The following is a 13,954-nucleotide window of genomic DNA, read 5'->3' on the forward strand; positions in this document are numbered from 1 at the left end:
ACTTTTTTATCTTAAGGTTTAATTATTTGGTCCACTTGTAATAGCGAGCCCCTAATAAGTTAGGATTTTCAGTTTCAATGCGATCCAGAGTCCATTCGTTTTGTGGAGTTTGAATGCTGGTTTTTTGTTCCTTTTTATGGAGCTTTTCGTAGGTCTCAAAATCAATCTCTAAGCTTTTTTCTAAGGTTTCAAAAAGGTGTACGCTTGTCATGGCTGATTTCCAATTGGGTTGAATTGTTCCTTCAAATACTTTCGATTTTGAGCCGCTTCCGTAGGCTAGGAATCCAAATATAGTTCCAGAAATTTCTTTTTCAGTGTCGTAAAAATGGGCCAAAGTCGATAGTAATCCCATGAAAATAGAACCTGTGTATAGATTTCCAATTAAAGAAGAAGCGATTTCTGCAGGTATTAATTTTTCCTTTACAAATTCTTTGTAGGCTTCTGATTTGCTGATTTCTTTCAGTATGTTTTGGTATTCCACAGCATCTTCGTTTCCTGATATAGTAGTATTGGAGGCATCCAAAGCATAAATTTCAGACAACATTCGACGTCCCTGAAAGGCATAAGGCAAGTGCATGACAATGCTTTTCCAAGAATCGTAAACGGTTTCAGTAGTGTTTTTTAATTTTTTGAATGAAAAATAAGCGTCTTTAGTACGATCCATGTAACATTGATTTGAATATTGACCGTCAAAAACCGGTTGGTCTTTGTGGATTTCTATCTCGTTCTCTAGATTTTCAAACCAAGGTTCGTTGGTTGTATTTCCAGTTATGGCAGTTTTAGAAATGGCGCGATATGGTTTAAAAAAATCAAAAACACCTTTGGTACTGGTGGCCCAATGCTTTTCGAAAGCAATAATTCTTGGGTTAGATGTAATCAACATTGCCAAAGCACCTGCGCCTTGCGTGTATTCTCCAGTAGAGTTTAAATCGTACTTAGCAAAATCAGTTGCAATTACAATTGCTTTCTTAGTTGGATTTAATTTTACATAATCAATACAGTTTTGCATGGCGTCTACCCCGCCGATGCAGGCAAAAGTAAAATCGACCACATCGCATTCTGATAATGTATTTTGTCCAAATTTTTGTTCCATTAAAGCGACTAAAAAAGAGCCTAGTGGTTTTGAGCTGTCAATAGCACTTTCGGTGCCTACATAAATGCGGGCTATATCTTTAAGTTCAATTGCATGGTCTATAATTAATTTTGTCAAGGCGTTGGCGCCAAAAACTACTGTGTCTTGATGGGTGTCCGGTAAAGTCATTTTGAGTAGTCCCAGTCCTTTTTCTAATTTTTCGAGATCAATATTTCTGGCTTTTGCCAAGGTTTTGATTGGTAAATGTATTTTTGCAACATCAAAAGTGATAGCGTCAATTCCTATTTTCATTCTTTAAATTTTTAAGGACAAAGTTAAAAGCATAGCCAGCTACAGCAAGTGATTTGGAGTCGTAAAATGGCTAGTCTTGTTCTTTTTGTTGATTTGGAAATTTAGCTTGATAAAAATTATTGAATTGCTATTTTTGGACTACTTACAGCTTGCTTTTTCAGCAATATCGCGATGATCTATTTATGATTTTTTTCTTTTTTGTTTAATCGCTTTTCTGTCAATTTTAGGGTATATGTTAGATTTTTAAGGATTTCTTGGTGTTTTGTGTAAAACACTTTAAATTCATTATAAATAACAGCGAAAAGGTTGTAGTTGCTGTCTAATTGCTTTATTTTTGTACAATTCTTTAAAATCAATTATTTAAATCTTATGGCAAAATCTGCATTATTGAAATCGTCAATAGCAAAAAAAGTAGCTATGGCACTTTCAGGCCTTTTTCTAATGTTGTTTCTAGCACAGCATTTTTTTATCAATATGACATCGGTTTTCAGTGCCGATACTTTTAATTCCATTTCCCACTTTATGGGAAATAATCCATTGGTTCAATTTGTTATACAGCCTATATTGATTGTAGGGGTAATATTTCACTTTATCATGGGTTTTGTCTTGGAATTTAAAAATAACAGTGCAAGACCAATTTCTTATGCTAAGAATAACGGAGCGGCTAATTCTTCTTGGGCTTCAAGAAATATGATTATTTCTGGATCAGTAGTTTTAGCGTTTTTATTAGTTCATTTTTATGATTTTTGGGTTCCCGAAATGGTTTACAAATACGTAGATGTTAGTCCATTGAATGAAACTAGATATTTTCATGAATTAGCTGAAAAATTTGAGAGTCCAATACGTACGGGGTTGTATTCCTTATCATTCCTTTTATTGTCATTGCACTTATGGCATGGATTCAGTTCTTCTTTTCAATCCGTTGGATTTAATAATAAGTATTCAAAATCGTTAAAAGGTTTCGGATACGGTTTTGCAATCGTAATTCCTTTTGGTTTCATTTTCATTGCATTATTTCATCATTTTAATCATTAATATTAAATTATAAATGGCATTAGATTCAAAAATTCCAGGAGGTTCAATTTCGGACAAATGGACAAATTATAAAGATCATATTAATTTAGTAAACCCTGCTAACAAACGTAATTTAGATATTATTGTAGTTGGTACTGGATTAGCTGGAGGTTCTGCAGCTGCAACATTAGCAGAGTTAGGATATAACGTAAAAGCATTTTGTTTTCAAGATTCACCACGTCGTGCGCACTCTATTGCTGCACAAGGGGGGATTAACGCTGCAAAGAATTATCAAGGAGATGGAGATTCAACTTTCCGTTTGTTTTATGATACAGTAAAAGGAGGCGATTATCGTGCGCGTGAAGCAAACGTACACCGTCTAGCTGAGGTTTCAACTAATATTATTGATCAGTGTGTGGCTCAAGGTGTTCCTTTTGCTCGTGAATATGGTGGATTATTAGATAACCGTTCTTTTGGAGGGACATTAGTTTCTAGAACTTTTTATGCTAAAGGACAAACGGGACAACAATTATTATTAGGAGCGTATTCAGCAATGAATCGCCAAATAGGTCGTGGAAAAATAAAAATGCACAACCGTCACGAGATGCTAGATTTAGTAATTGTAAACGGAAAAGCGAGAGGGATTATAGCACGTAACTTGGTTACAGGAGAAATCGAAAGACACTCTGCACATGCTGTAGTTATTGCTTCTGGAGGATACGGAAACGTATTTTTCTTGTCGACTAACGCAATGGGAAGTAACGTAACAGCAGCTTGGAAAATTCACAAAAGAGGAGCGTATTTTGCAAATCCTTGTTACACGCAAATTCACCCAACATGTATTCCAGTATCTGGAGATCATCAGGCAAAATTGACATTAATGTCAGAATCCTTGCGTAATGATGGACGTATTTGGGTTCCTGCAAAACTAGAAGATGCAAAAGCGATTCGTGAGGGAAAATTAAAACCAACTCAAATTGCAGAAGCGGACAGAGATTATTATTTAGAAAGAAGATATCCAGCTTTTGGAAATTTAGTACCTAGAGATATTGCTTCTCGTGCAGCTAAAGAAAGATGTGATGCCGGTTTTGGTGTTAATAAAACAGGAGAAGCGGTTTACCTTGATTTTGCTGCGGCAATTGAAAGATATGGAGTGGATCAAGCGCGATTAAAGCATTTAGACGAGAATGATAAAGCTTTGGTTGTTAAATTAGGAACTGAAGTTGTAGCCAATAAATACGGTAACTTATTCCAGATGTATGAAAAAATTGTAGATGAGAATCCATACGCAACGCCTATGATGATTTATCCTGCAGTGCATTATACTATGGGAGGAACTTGGGTTGATTATAACTTACAAACGACTATTCCTGGATGTTTTTCTATTGGAGAATCTAACTTCTCAGATCACGGGGCCAACAGATTAGGAGCTTCGGCGTTGATGCAAGGTTTGGCTGATGGTTATTTTGTATTACCATACACTATTGGAGATTATTTGGCACCAGATATTAAAATGGGTACCATTTCTACTGATTCACCTGAGTTTGAGCAAGCAGAGAATAATGTAAAACAACAGATTGTAGCCTTGATGAATAATGGAGGTTCAAAACCAGCAGATTATTTCCATAAGAAATTAGGAAAAATTATGTGGGACAAAGTTGGAATGGCACGTAATGCTGAGGGTTTAACCGAAGCACAAAACGAAATCGCAGCTATTAGAGAAGAATTTTACAAAGAAGTAAAAATTCCTGGAACAGCAGATAGTTTCAATCCAGAGTTGGCCAAAGCACTTCGTATTGCAGATTTCCTTGAATTAGGAGAGTTATTTGCTAAAGACGCGTTGCATAGAAACGAATCTTGTGGAGGACATTTCCGTGAAGAGTACCAAACACCAGAAGGAGAAGCACAACGTGATGACGAAAATTTTGCCTACGTTGCAGCATGGGAATACAAAGGAAATCCTAGCGATGCAGTGCTACACAAGGAGCAATTAGTGTTTGATAATGTGAAACTAGTTCAAAGAAGTTATAAATAATTTAGTCAAATGTCTCAGGTCTTAAAGTCAAATGGCAGCATGTCATTCGACTTTCGACTTTCGACTTTATGACTTTCAAACTAAAAATATGAAACTTACATTAAAAATATGGCGTCAGAAAAATGCCGCTGCAGAAGGTAAAATCGTAGAATATCCAATTGATGGGATTGAACCAGATATGTCTTTCCTTGAAATGCTTGACATTTTAAACGATGAATTGATTGTGAAAGGCGAAGACACAGTTGCTTTTGATCATGACTGTCGTGAAGGAATTTGCGGGATGTGTTCGTTATACATCAATGGTGAGGCACATGGACCAGATCGCTTAGTTACGACCTGTCAGTTGCACATGCGTAAATTTAAAGATGGAGATACTATCTTTATCGAACCATTTAGAGCAAAAGCTTTCCCAGTAATTAAAGATTTAGTAGTAGACAGAGGTGCATTTGACAGAATCCAGCAATCTGGTGGTTTTGTATCTGTAAACACATCTGGAAACACGATCGACGCAAATACAATTCCTATTCCTAAACATGATGCAGATAGAGCTTTTGATGCTGCAACTTGTATTGGTTGTGGAGCTTGTGTGGCAAGTTGTAAAAACTCCTCGGCTATGTTATTTGTTTCTGCAAAAGTGTCTCAATTTGCTTTATTGCCACAAGGTAAAGTTGAAGCTGCTGACCGTGTAATGAATATGGTTGCTCAAATGGATGCAGAAGGTTTTGGTAACTGTACCAATACTGGAGCATGTGAAGTAGAATGTCCAAAAGGAATTTCGCTTGAAAATATTGCCAGAATGAATAGAGAATATTTGTCTGCAAGTTTGAAAGGATAAAACCGTAATATATAAATTTATAAAACGCATTCAATTTCAAAATTAGATGCGTTTTTTTATGGTTAAAAGTTAGATTTCAGAATTTAGTTTAGTCTTTCCATCCCCAAGGTGCTGAAGGTGTTGTTGCTGCTTTTGTCAAGTCAAATTTCACGGTAAACAAACGGTCTGAACCGATCCGTCTTAGGTTATATGTAAAAGAAGTTTCATCTAAAGTGATCCACCAGACATTTGCGGAAGCATTTGGAATTAACTCGCAGGTTTCTTGATCTGCCGGAAAAAACTGAAGTGTTGATGAACCAGAATTTGATGTTGTTCCGCCGTATTGAGTCACTTTATCTTCAGAGCCATCTTCATGCCGGTGGTCGTGTTTCAATTGGATTCGGTCATTTTTATAGGTTAACACCCAAGTTCTCGATTTGTCATCTCCTACAAAAAACGGAATCCGAATCGTATTTTCATCACAGTTGCGAACATGCATTACTAGTTTTTTATCTCGAAAAGTATCATTAGAAGCACCTTCTTTTACTTCACCTTCAAACGATTTACCGCACTGTATCTGTAAGTTTTCCCAAAATTGTTTCGCCCCTGACTGCTCCTGACCAAAAATAAAAATAGAGAATAACAGTGTGCTTGTAACCAGTAACTTTTTCATAAAAATATTTTTTGCTAATGTAATAAACTTATGGTGTTCCTATATTTCTTATTTTTATAAAAAATAAAACAATGCAAGTCAATCTGATCCAAGCTCCATTAATTTGGGAAAATCCGCAGTCAAATCGTGATTATTTCGAAGCGAAAATCAATTCAATTACTGAAAATATGGATTTAATTGTATTGCCGGAAATGTTTACAAGTGGTTTCACAATGAGCCCTGAGACTGTAGCTGAAACAATGCAAGGCGAAACAATAACTTGGCTTAAAGCGTTGGCGAAAGCCAGGAACTGTGCTTTTACGGGAAGTTTAGTTATAAAGGAAAATGGAAATTTTTACAATCGATTGGTATTTGTGTTTCCATCAGGTGAAATTCAATTTTACGATAAAAGACATTTGTTTACCTTAGCTGGGGAAGACAAAGTCTATACTAGTGGAAACCAAAAAACAGTAATTGACTACTTGGGTTGGAAAATTTGTCCGTTGATTTGTTATGATTTGCGTTTCCCCGCTTTTTCCAGAAATTCAGAGGATTATGACTTATTGATTTATGTTGCCAGTTGGCCAAAAATAAGAACAAATGCTTGGGATGCTTTATTAAAGGCCCGAGCGATTGAAAACATGAGTTATGTTATTGGGGTCAATAGAATAGGGGCTGATGGTAATGCTTACGAATACATAGGGCACTCGCAAGCATTAGACTTTCTTGGGAATTATATTTTGGAACCAGTTACATCCGAAGGTAATTTTTCGGTGCTATTAGACAAAGAAATTATGTTAGGAACTAGACACAAACTAGGGTTTCTAAACGATAGAGATGCTTTTGAAATAAATAAATAGGCACTTCTAGTTTTTCTTTTCGGTTTTCTTTTTTGGTTCGGGAATGTAGGGAAGGCTTAAATCGAATATCTGATTTACATCCCAATTAGCACGAACATCAATTTCTTTTGAAAAATAAAGGACCTCCTCAGCCTGTCGTTTTTCAAGGTAATTACCTGTGTCCCCTTCTTTGTTTTTATTGGTATCATAAACAATACGCAGGGTGTAAAGCGCAGGTTCAATTAAATTAAAATCTATCGTGGTTTTATTTTCTGTGTATTCCGAGTTTAGGACTTCTCCTTTGAGGCTAGTAAGTTCGATAATAAGCGGAAATTGTTTTACATTTTGTAGTGTTACGGTTAGGTTACCGTAATCGGAAGTGGTTTTGGTTGCTATTTTGTAGTTTAAGGTGTCATTAGTCTGCTCGAAAAAATCAGTTAACGCTCCGGGCAAAATTTCAAAAGTGTAATTTTCAGAAGGTTCTTTTTTAAAGTCAAAATATAATTTCTGATTGAACTCATCGTATTCTGTAGTAAATGGCACCGTAGTTTTTGAATTATTAATCAGCTTCATTTTAGAATTTTCGAAACGAATTAAAGGCGTATTACTCTCTAAGGTAAAGCGTTCTCTAAACTTTAAAGTATTGTTTTGCAAAGCGATAATACTCAGTGTATCCTTCTTTTGGTCTTTTATTTTAAAACTGAAGTTCGCTTGGTAATTTTCTTTGGCTGCAGCCAAGGTTAGCGAATCTACTTTAATGGGTTTGTACCAGATTTGCAGGGAATCTTTTTTGGGGAATTTAGTAATGACTGTCGATAGGATTTCAGTGTTGTTTTTCAGGATTATTTTGGGTTTTGAAATACCTGAATTTATTTTGCCTTCATATCCAAGTAATAATCGGTTTCCAGAAGCTTGAATGGGTTTAAAAGTTTTAAAAGGAAGTGTTTCCTTGAATATTTCTAATTCGTACACCGTATCGTTAGGAATCGTGATGAAGTCCTTGCTAAATCCAATTTTATCTGTTTTTGGGTTGTATTTGTTGTTGCTATTGTAGTCTTTCATGGCTACAAGAAGATACTTTCCAGCTTTTAAATTCTCAAGTCGAAACGTTTTTAAGCTATCTAAGGTATTTGTTACATACCTGGGTACCTCTTTGTAAACTATAGAATCTTTAAAATTATCATTTACTTCGTATAGCATTACTGAAACAAAGGATTCTACTTCTCTATCGAAAGCGCTTTTGATGCTGCCGCCAAGGCTTAAAGAGTCGATAAATGCGCCAGTAGAAAACACATATTTGAATTGATTGTATGGGTTTCCTTCATTATTATCTGCGATGCTTTGGCCAAAATTAAAGCTATAGGTCGTGTTGGGTTGCAGGGTGTCTTTTATTTTTATCGAAATTGTTTTGCTTGCGGTTGTTGGAAGAATTAAGGGTTCGTTTTTCATTGGCGGTGAAATGATTAATTGCTTGCTCAGGTTTTTCAATTTAACATTTTCATCAAATATTAATTTAATTTCATTGCCTTTAAAGTTAGTGCTGAAGTTCTTTGGGAAACTCATTTTCAATACAGGAGCAATAGTATCTTTCAGCCCACCGGTTATTGAGCCTCTTTTGGCACAGCCAACAGTAATTAAAAGTAATAGAAAGAAGGTATATTTTAAATTGTTTTTCAACATATCAAATCATAATTAGAATCTACAAAATAACAATTATAATTAATGTGTTTGCTGTTTTTTATAAAATTATTATGAAGGATATTGTGTAACTTACTGCGCAAGCCTCTTATTTAAATAGATAATGTTTAAATTTACAGCATTAAACATTCAGAACTATAAATTGTAGCGGTTTTGCATTTTTTAATCTTAAAGTGCCAACAAGTTCAAAACATAAATAATGAGAAAAATAGAACACATAGGGATTGCGGTCAAGGATTTAGAAGTGTCTAATTTAGTTTTTGAAAAACTCTTTGGTGCTCCTGCATACAAGTTTGAAGCAGTTGAAAGTGAAGGAGTAACCACTTCTTTCTTTAAGAATGGGCCTAACAAAATTGAGCTTTTGGCAGCAACCACACCCGAAAGTCCTATTGCTAAGTTTTTAGAAAAAAAAGGAGAAGGGATTCATCACATCGCTTTTGATGTAGAAGATATTATTTCAGAAATTGCGCGTTTAAAAAAAGAGGGTTTTGTAGTTTTAAATGAAATTCCAAAGAAAGGTGCTGATAATAAATGGGTTGCTTTTTTACATCCCAAAAATACTAATGGAGTGCTAATTGAATTGTGTCAAGAGATTAAATAATTTTATTTTCCATGGGATTAGGTAGTATTCTAATAGTCAGTTGGTTTGCGATTCAGCGGTGTTAATTAGTAAATTATCCTAAAATCTAACAACTAAATATTTGGAGCAAAGAAAAAATAGTAGTAATATTGCAAACTCAAAACCGGTCCTATAGCTCAGCTGGTTAGAGCACCTGACTCATAATCAGGTGGTCCCTGGTTCGAGCCCAGGTGGGACCACAATTATAAAATCTTTCAATTTTTTTGAAAGATTTTTTTTGTTTATAGCAACTTTGAGTATGTTTTTTATATAAAAATGTACTTTTATCACGTGGGTTGTTGTTTTTGTTAAAACTATGTGCTTATTTTACAAGAAATTATATCTTTCTGCAAATTATACTTTAAGAATGATTTTTTTTTATTTTATTAATTTTATGAAATTTTTAAAGAGCGTTTTTTTTATTTTAATGATTTTAGTGCTAGGCATTTTTAATGCGTTTGCTGGCATTGCAAATCCACCTAGCCCTGTAGGAAGAAGAAGGCCACCTCCGCCTCCCGGATTAGCTATTGATGAGAATATTTTTATACTGGTGTTGATTGCTTTGTTTGTGGGAATTTATATCATTTACAGTTTTGAACTAAAACAAAAAACTCCAATGTAAAATTGGAGTTTTTTTTGGGTAGTAGGTACTTGTTATTTGTTAGTGTACAATCGGGAAACATATTTACCGATAACGTCAAATTCAAGGTTTATTTTTGTGCCTACTTCAAAGTTTTTGAAATTAGTGTGCTCGTAAGTATAGGGAATAATAGCTACGCTAAATTCATTTTTCATGGAGTTTACTACGGTTAAGCTCACCCCATTTACGGTTATTGAACCCTTTTCGATTGTTATGTTGTGCAGGTTTTCGTCGTATTCAAAGGTATAAAGCCAGCTTCCATTTGTTTCCGCTGCTGTTGTGCAAGTGCCAATTTGATCAACGTGGCCTTGAACGATATGTCCGTCAAGTCGATCGCCTAGTTTCATGGCTCTTTCCAGATTGACTAAGTCTCCAATTTTCCAATTTATTAAGTTTGTTTTCTTTATGGTTTCATCAATTGCCGTTACAGAGTAGGAGTTGTCTGTTAGGGCGACAACCGTAAGGCACACGCCATTATGAGCGACACTTTGGTCAATTTTTAGTTCAGCGGTTATAGATGAATTAATGGTGATGTGTAGATTGCTGTTCTCTTTTTTTATTTCTTGGATGGTTCCAAGGGTTTCTATGATTCCTGTAAACATTTCTTGTTTTATTTTACTAAATTTGCACTTCAAAATTAGCAATAAATAACGGTATGTCATGATGAAAAAAGCAGAAAATATAATCGTAGGAATTTCTATTGGAGATTTAAACGGTATTGGAAGCGAAGTTGTTTTAAAAACATTTGAGGATGCTCGTATGTTAGAGTTGTGTACGCCTGTAATTTTTGCAAACGTTAAGCTGTTGTCCTTTGTGAAAAAAAGTTTTCAATCGACTTCTTTACTGCATGGTATTGATAGATTAGATCAAATTGTTCCAGGAAAGATAAATGTTTTAAATCTGTGGAGAGAAGGATTGGATTTGAATCTTGGTAAAAGCGATCCAAAAGCAGGGGAGTATGCTATAAAATCATTTGTAGCTGCAACTAAAGCGCTTAAAGAAGGACTTGTTGATGTGTTAGTAACGGCACCCATAAACAAATACAATATTCAATCAGACGAATTTAAGTTTCCAGGACATACAGATTATTTGGATCAAGAACTAGAAGGTAATGCTCTTATGTTGATGGTTCAGGATACGTTAAGGGTAGGATTGTTGACGGATCATATTCCTTTAAGCGAAGTGGCCTCTCATCTTACGGAGGAATTGATTAGAAAAAAGATTGAAACCATTAAACAGTCATTGATTCAGGATTTCAGTATAAACAAGCCTAAAATTGCAGTATTAGGATTAAACCCTCATTGCGGCGATGGCGGTGTTATCGGTACAGAGGATGATTTGATACTTAAGCCTGCTTTAAAAAAAATATTTGATAAAGGAACTTTAGTTTTTGGACCTTTTGCGGCGGATGGTTTTTTTGGGAGTAACCAATACGAAAAATACGACGCCGTGATAGCAACGTACCACGACCAAGGATTGATTCCTTTTAAGACATTGTCTTTTGGTAAAGGGGTAAACTATACTGCTGGTTTAAGCAAGGTAAGAACGTCGCCGGATCACGGTACGGCCTATGATATAGCGGGTAAGGGAATATCTGATTTTAACTCGTTTAAAGAAGCGGTATATCTAGCAATAGATATCTATCATTCGCGAAATCAATATGCCGAAATCAGTAAAAAACCACTGAAAACAAAAGAAAAGCAGTTGTGAACAAAAAAAAGTGAATAACATTATTAGATTTGCAATAATTTTATATCTTTGCACTCCCGAAGTTTAGGGGCAAATTGTTGTTGAAATGAAGAACACAAAAGAATATTTAATTCCTTTCATAGGATTAAAGCTAGGGAAACATCATTTTGAATATCAAATCAATAATGCGTTCTTTGAAATCTTTGATTATAATGAATATCAAGATTCAAATATCAAAGTAAATGTAGTTTTAGAGAAAAAAAGTACGCTGTTAGAATTGAGTTTTAAACATAAAGGTGTTGTAAATGTACCTTGTGATCTCACAAGCGAAGATTTTGATTTGCCAATTAAAGGTGCGATGAAGTTAATCGTTCGTTTTGGAGAAGAATTTAACAATGAAAATGAGGCTTTGTTGATTCTGCCACATGGTGAATTTGAGATGGATGTGGCGCAATATATTTATGAAATGATTGTATTGTCAGTTCCTCTAAGACGCGTTCATCCGGGCATAAAAGACGGAAGTTTAAAAACGGAAGCCCTGACTAAGCTCAATGAGCTATTAGTAAAGGAAGAAAAAGAAGAGAATAAAGAAGAAGAAAATATAGACCCACGTTGGGACAAATTAAAGCAACTATTAACGGATAAATAATATAGTAAAATGGCGCATCCTAAGAGAAAAATCTCCAAAACAAGAAGAGATAAAAGAAGAACACATTACAAAGCAACTGTAGCACAAATCGCTACTTGTCCTATCACTGGAGAAGCGCATTTATACCACAGAGCGTATTGGCATGAAGGTAAAATGTACTACAGAGGGCAAGTTGTTATAGATAAATCTGTAGCTGTTGCTTAATACATTTTGGAAATGATATTCGAACTCTCACATCGTGAGAGTTTTTTTGTTGTTTGTAATTTTCGTTAAATAAGAAGTTCCAATTCAAAGAGAGTGGAATTTTTTTTGTAATTTTCAAGTCTTTTAAAAAATTTCAAATGGCAACATTTGACTAGAAATAAATGCATACAATGAATACAATCACAGCCGCAATAACCGCTGTTGGAGCTTATGTTCCGGACTTTGTGCTAACCAACAAAGCTCTTGAAACTATGGTGGATACCAATGACGAATGGATTACCTCTCGCACAGGAATAAAAGAAAGAAGGATTCTCAAAGATGAGGATAAAGGAACTTCTTTTTTGGCTGTAAAAGCTGCGCAAGATTTATTGGCTAAAGCCAATATTGATCCTTTGGAAATAGATTTATTGATAATGGCAACTGCAACACCAGATATGCCAGTAGCAGCAACGGGCGTATATGTTGCCACTCAGATTGGAGCTACAAATGCATTTGCGTATGATTTGCAGGCAGCCTGTTCCAGCTTCTTATTTGGCATGTCAACAGCAGCAGCTTACATCGAATCAGGAAGATATAAAAAAGTGCTATTGATAGGCGCAGATAAAATGTCCTCTATCGTAGATTACACGGATCGTTCGACCTGCATTATTTTTGGGGATGGTGCCGGTGCAGTATTATTTGAACCTAACTATGAAGGATTAGGATTGCAAGACGAATACCTTCGTAGTGATGGAATAGGCAGAGATTTTTTGAAAATTGATGCAGGTGGTTCTCTTAATCCAACGACTCTTCAAACGGTAACAGATAATAAACACAATATTGTCCAAGATGGGAAAACTGTTTTTAAGTATGCGGTTACTAATATGGCGGATTCAAGCGAATTAATTCTCAAAAGAAATAATTTGACCAATGAAGATGTTGATTGGCTAGTTCCTCATCAGGCTAATAAACGTATTATTGATGCTACGGCTAACAGAATGAACCTCGAAGATTCTAAGGTGCTAATGAATATAGAGAAATACGGAAACACGACTTCGGCCACTTTGCCATTAGTACTAAGTGATTTTGAACATTTATTCAAAAAAGGTGATGTTATAATTTTGGCTGCTTTTGGAGGTGGATTCACTTGGGGATCTATTTATCTAAAATGGGCATACGACAAAAAATAAATTTAAACTAAAAACAAATAATTATGGATTTAAAAGAAATTCAAAATCTAATCAAGTTTGTAGCAAATTCAGGAGTTGCAGAAGTTAAGTTGGAAATGGATGATGTCAAAATCACCATTAGAACAACTTTGGAAGGAAATGTAACAGAGACCACTTATGTGCAACAAATGCCTGCTCAAGCGGTACCTCAGCAAGTAGCAGCTGCACCACAAATGGCACCTGTGGCCGCTGTCCCTGAGGCTCCAGTAGTTGAAAATTCACATTATATCACTATAAAATCTCCAATTATTGGGACTTTTTATAGAAAACCATCTCCGGATAAACCAATGTTTGTGGAAGTAGGTAAAACTATTTCTAAAGGGGACGTTCTTTGTGTAATCGAAGCGATGAAATTATTTAACGAAATCGAATCTGAAATTTCTGGTAAAATTGTAAAAATTTTAGTGGACGATATGTCACCAGTTGAATTTGACCAACCATTATTCCTAGTAGATCCATCATAAGAAATTATAAATTATAAATTATAAATTTTGAATGATGAGTTTTCG

Annotated in this window: 15 protein-coding genes and 1 tRNA gene; 12 read left to right on the plus strand and 4 right to left on the minus strand. The window is 35.1% G+C overall.

Annotation, left to right across the window (positions count from 1 at the left end; all coding sequences use genetic code 11):
• Positions 1–22: 22 nt before the first annotated feature.
• A complete protein-coding gene (locus tag BLS90_RS00540; protein WP_091253748.1) occupies positions 23–1,384 on the minus strand; it encodes a hydroxymethylglutaryl-CoA synthase family protein in 1,362 nt (453 codons plus the stop codon).
• Positions 1,385–1,753: 369 nt separating this feature from the next.
• Here BLS90_RS00540 and BLS90_RS00545 point away from each other — a divergent pair, with 369 nt between their 5' ends.
• The 3 genes from BLS90_RS00545 (at position 1,754) to BLS90_RS00555 (ending at position 5,268) form a co-directional block, all read left to right on the plus strand.
• Positions 1,754–2,419 carry a succinate dehydrogenase cytochrome b subunit gene (locus BLS90_RS00545; protein WP_091253751.1) on the plus strand — a complete coding sequence of 222 codons (666 nt, stop codon included), beginning with the start codon at positions 1,754–1,756 and terminating at the stop codon, positions 2,417–2,419.
• Positions 2,420–2,432: 13 nt separating this feature from the next.
• Positions 2,433–4,433: a fumarate reductase/succinate dehydrogenase flavoprotein subunit gene (locus BLS90_RS00550; protein WP_091253754.1), complete on the plus strand. Its 2,001-nt coding sequence runs from the start codon at positions 2,433–2,435 to the stop codon at positions 4,431–4,433.
• Between the two features lie 88 nt (positions 4,434–4,521).
• On the plus strand, positions 4,522–5,268 hold the full coding sequence (locus tag BLS90_RS00555; protein WP_091253757.1) for a succinate dehydrogenase/fumarate reductase iron-sulfur subunit: 747 nt from the start codon (positions 4,522–4,524) through the stop codon (positions 5,266–5,268).
• Positions 5,269–5,356: 88 nt separating this feature from the next.
• Here BLS90_RS00555 and BLS90_RS00560 read toward each other — a convergent pair whose 3' ends face one another.
• Positions 5,357–5,920 (minus strand): hypothetical protein, encoded by a 564-nt coding sequence (locus BLS90_RS00560; RefSeq protein ID WP_091253760.1) that lies wholly within the window; start codon positions 5,918–5,920, stop codon positions 5,357–5,359.
• A gap of 71 nt (positions 5,921–5,991) precedes the next feature.
• Here BLS90_RS00560 and BLS90_RS00565 point away from each other — a divergent pair, with 71 nt between their 5' ends.
• Positions 5,992–6,759: an amidohydrolase gene (locus BLS90_RS00565; protein WP_091253764.1), complete on the plus strand. Its 768-nt coding sequence runs from the start codon at positions 5,992–5,994 to the stop codon at positions 6,757–6,759.
• 6 nt (positions 6,760–6,765) lie between these two features.
• Here BLS90_RS00565 and BLS90_RS00570 read toward each other — a convergent pair whose 3' ends face one another.
• A complete protein-coding gene (locus BLS90_RS00570) occupies positions 6,766–8,418 on the minus strand; it encodes an Ig-like domain-containing protein (protein WP_091253767.1) in 1,653 nt (550 codons plus the stop codon).
• A 217-nt stretch (positions 8,419–8,635) separates the two neighbouring features.
• Between BLS90_RS00570 and mce the strand changes: the two genes are divergently transcribed.
• The 3 genes from mce (at position 8,636) to BLS90_RS00585 (ending at position 9,677) form a co-directional block, all read left to right on the plus strand.
• Entirely contained in the window at positions 8,636–9,037 is a 402-nt protein-coding gene (gene mce / locus BLS90_RS00575; RefSeq protein WP_091253770.1) for a methylmalonyl-CoA epimerase, read from the plus strand.
• A 144-nt stretch (positions 9,038–9,181) separates the two neighbouring features.
• A tRNA-Ile gene (locus BLS90_RS00580) sits at positions 9,182–9,255 on the plus strand.
• Positions 9,256–9,449: 194 nt separating this feature from the next.
• The gene (locus BLS90_RS00585) at positions 9,450–9,677 is read left to right on the plus strand and encodes a hypothetical protein (RefSeq protein ID WP_139171366.1); all 228 of its coding nucleotides are present in this window, start codon (positions 9,450–9,452) and stop codon (positions 9,675–9,677) included.
• Positions 9,678–9,709: 32 nt separating this feature from the next.
• Here BLS90_RS00585 and BLS90_RS00590 read toward each other — a convergent pair whose 3' ends face one another.
• On the minus strand, positions 9,710–10,297 hold the full coding sequence (locus tag BLS90_RS00590) for a riboflavin synthase (RefSeq protein ID WP_091254593.1): 588 nt from the start codon (positions 10,295–10,297) through the stop codon (positions 9,710–9,712).
• Positions 10,298–10,355: 58 nt separating this feature from the next.
• On the opposite strand from BLS90_RS00590, the gene pdxA reads away from it, so the two are divergent.
• The 5 genes from pdxA to accB all read left to right on the plus strand — a co-directional run bounded on the left by pdxA (position 10,356) and on the right by accB (position 13,909).
• Entirely contained in the window at positions 10,356–11,405 is a 1,050-nt protein-coding gene (pdxA, locus tag BLS90_RS00595) for a 4-hydroxythreonine-4-phosphate dehydrogenase PdxA (RefSeq protein ID WP_091253776.1), read from the plus strand.
• 85 nt (positions 11,406–11,490) lie between these two features.
• Complete coding sequence (locus BLS90_RS00600; protein ID WP_091253778.1) at positions 11,491–12,033, plus strand: YceD family protein; 543 nt, start codon at positions 11,491–11,493, stop codon at positions 12,031–12,033.
• A gap of 9 nt (positions 12,034–12,042) precedes the next feature.
• The gene (gene rpmF, locus BLS90_RS00605; protein ID WP_007137315.1) at positions 12,043–12,237 is read left to right on the plus strand and encodes a 50S ribosomal protein L32; all 195 of its coding nucleotides are present in this window, start codon (positions 12,043–12,045) and stop codon (positions 12,235–12,237) included.
• A 170-nt stretch (positions 12,238–12,407) separates the two neighbouring features.
• Entirely contained in the window at positions 12,408–13,406 is a 999-nt protein-coding gene (locus BLS90_RS00610; RefSeq protein ID WP_091253781.1) for a beta-ketoacyl-ACP synthase III, read from the plus strand.
• 23 nt (positions 13,407–13,429) lie between these two features.
• A complete protein-coding gene (accB, locus tag BLS90_RS00615; protein WP_091253784.1) occupies positions 13,430–13,909 on the plus strand; it encodes an acetyl-CoA carboxylase biotin carboxyl carrier protein in 480 nt (159 codons plus the stop codon).
• Positions 13,910–13,954 lie beyond the last annotated feature (45 nt).

This window comes from Flavobacterium omnivorum (assembly GCF_900099915.1).
Lineage (GTDB): Bacteria > Bacteroidota > Bacteroidia > Flavobacteriales > Flavobacteriaceae > Flavobacterium > Flavobacterium omnivorum.

Bases quoted from the DNA above. Each gene is read 5' to 3' on its own strand.
- rpmF (WP_007137315.1), top strand. From the start codon at position 12,043: ATGGCGCATCCTAAGAGAAAAATCTCCAAAACAAGAAGAGATAAAAGA.
- BLS90_RS00550 (WP_091253754.1), top strand. From the start codon at position 2,433: ATGGCATTAGATTCAAAAATTCCAGGAGGTTCAATTTCGGACAAATGG.
- BLS90_RS00590 (WP_091254593.1), bottom strand. From the start codon at position 10,297: ATGTTTACAGGAATCATAGAAACCCTTGGAACCATCCAAGAAATAAAA.
- mce (WP_091253770.1), top strand. From the start codon at position 8,636: ATGAGAAAAATAGAACACATAGGGATTGCGGTCAAGGATTTAGAAGTG.
- BLS90_RS00610 (WP_091253781.1), top strand. From the start codon at position 12,408: ATGAATACAATCACAGCCGCAATAACCGCTGTTGGAGCTTATGTTCCG.
- BLS90_RS00570 (WP_091253767.1), bottom strand. From the start codon at position 8,418: ATGTTGAAAAACAATTTAAAATATACCTTCTTTCTATTACTTTTAATT.
- BLS90_RS00545 (WP_091253751.1), top strand. From the start codon at position 1,754: ATGGCAAAATCTGCATTATTGAAATCGTCAATAGCAAAAAAAGTAGCT.
- BLS90_RS00600 (WP_091253778.1), top strand. From the start codon at position 11,491: ATGAAGAACACAAAAGAATATTTAATTCCTTTCATAGGATTAAAGCTA.
- BLS90_RS00540 (WP_091253748.1), bottom strand. From the start codon at position 1,384: ATGAAAATAGGAATTGACGCTATCACTTTTGATGTTGCAAAAATACAT.
- BLS90_RS00560 (WP_091253760.1), bottom strand. From the start codon at position 5,920: ATGAAAAAGTTACTGGTTACAAGCACACTGTTATTCTCTATTTTTATT.
- accB (WP_091253784.1), top strand. From the start codon at position 13,430: ATGGATTTAAAAGAAATTCAAAATCTAATCAAGTTTGTAGCAAATTCA.
- BLS90_RS00565 (WP_091253764.1), top strand. From the start codon at position 5,992: ATGCAAGTCAATCTGATCCAAGCTCCATTAATTTGGGAAAATCCGCAG.
- BLS90_RS00555 (WP_091253757.1), top strand. From the start codon at position 4,522: ATGAAACTTACATTAAAAATATGGCGTCAGAAAAATGCCGCTGCAGAA.
- BLS90_RS00585 (WP_139171366.1), top strand. From the start codon at position 9,450: ATGAAATTTTTAAAGAGCGTTTTTTTTATTTTAATGATTTTAGTGCTA.
- pdxA (WP_091253776.1), top strand. From the start codon at position 10,356: ATGATGAAAAAAGCAGAAAATATAATCGTAGGAATTTCTATTGGAGAT.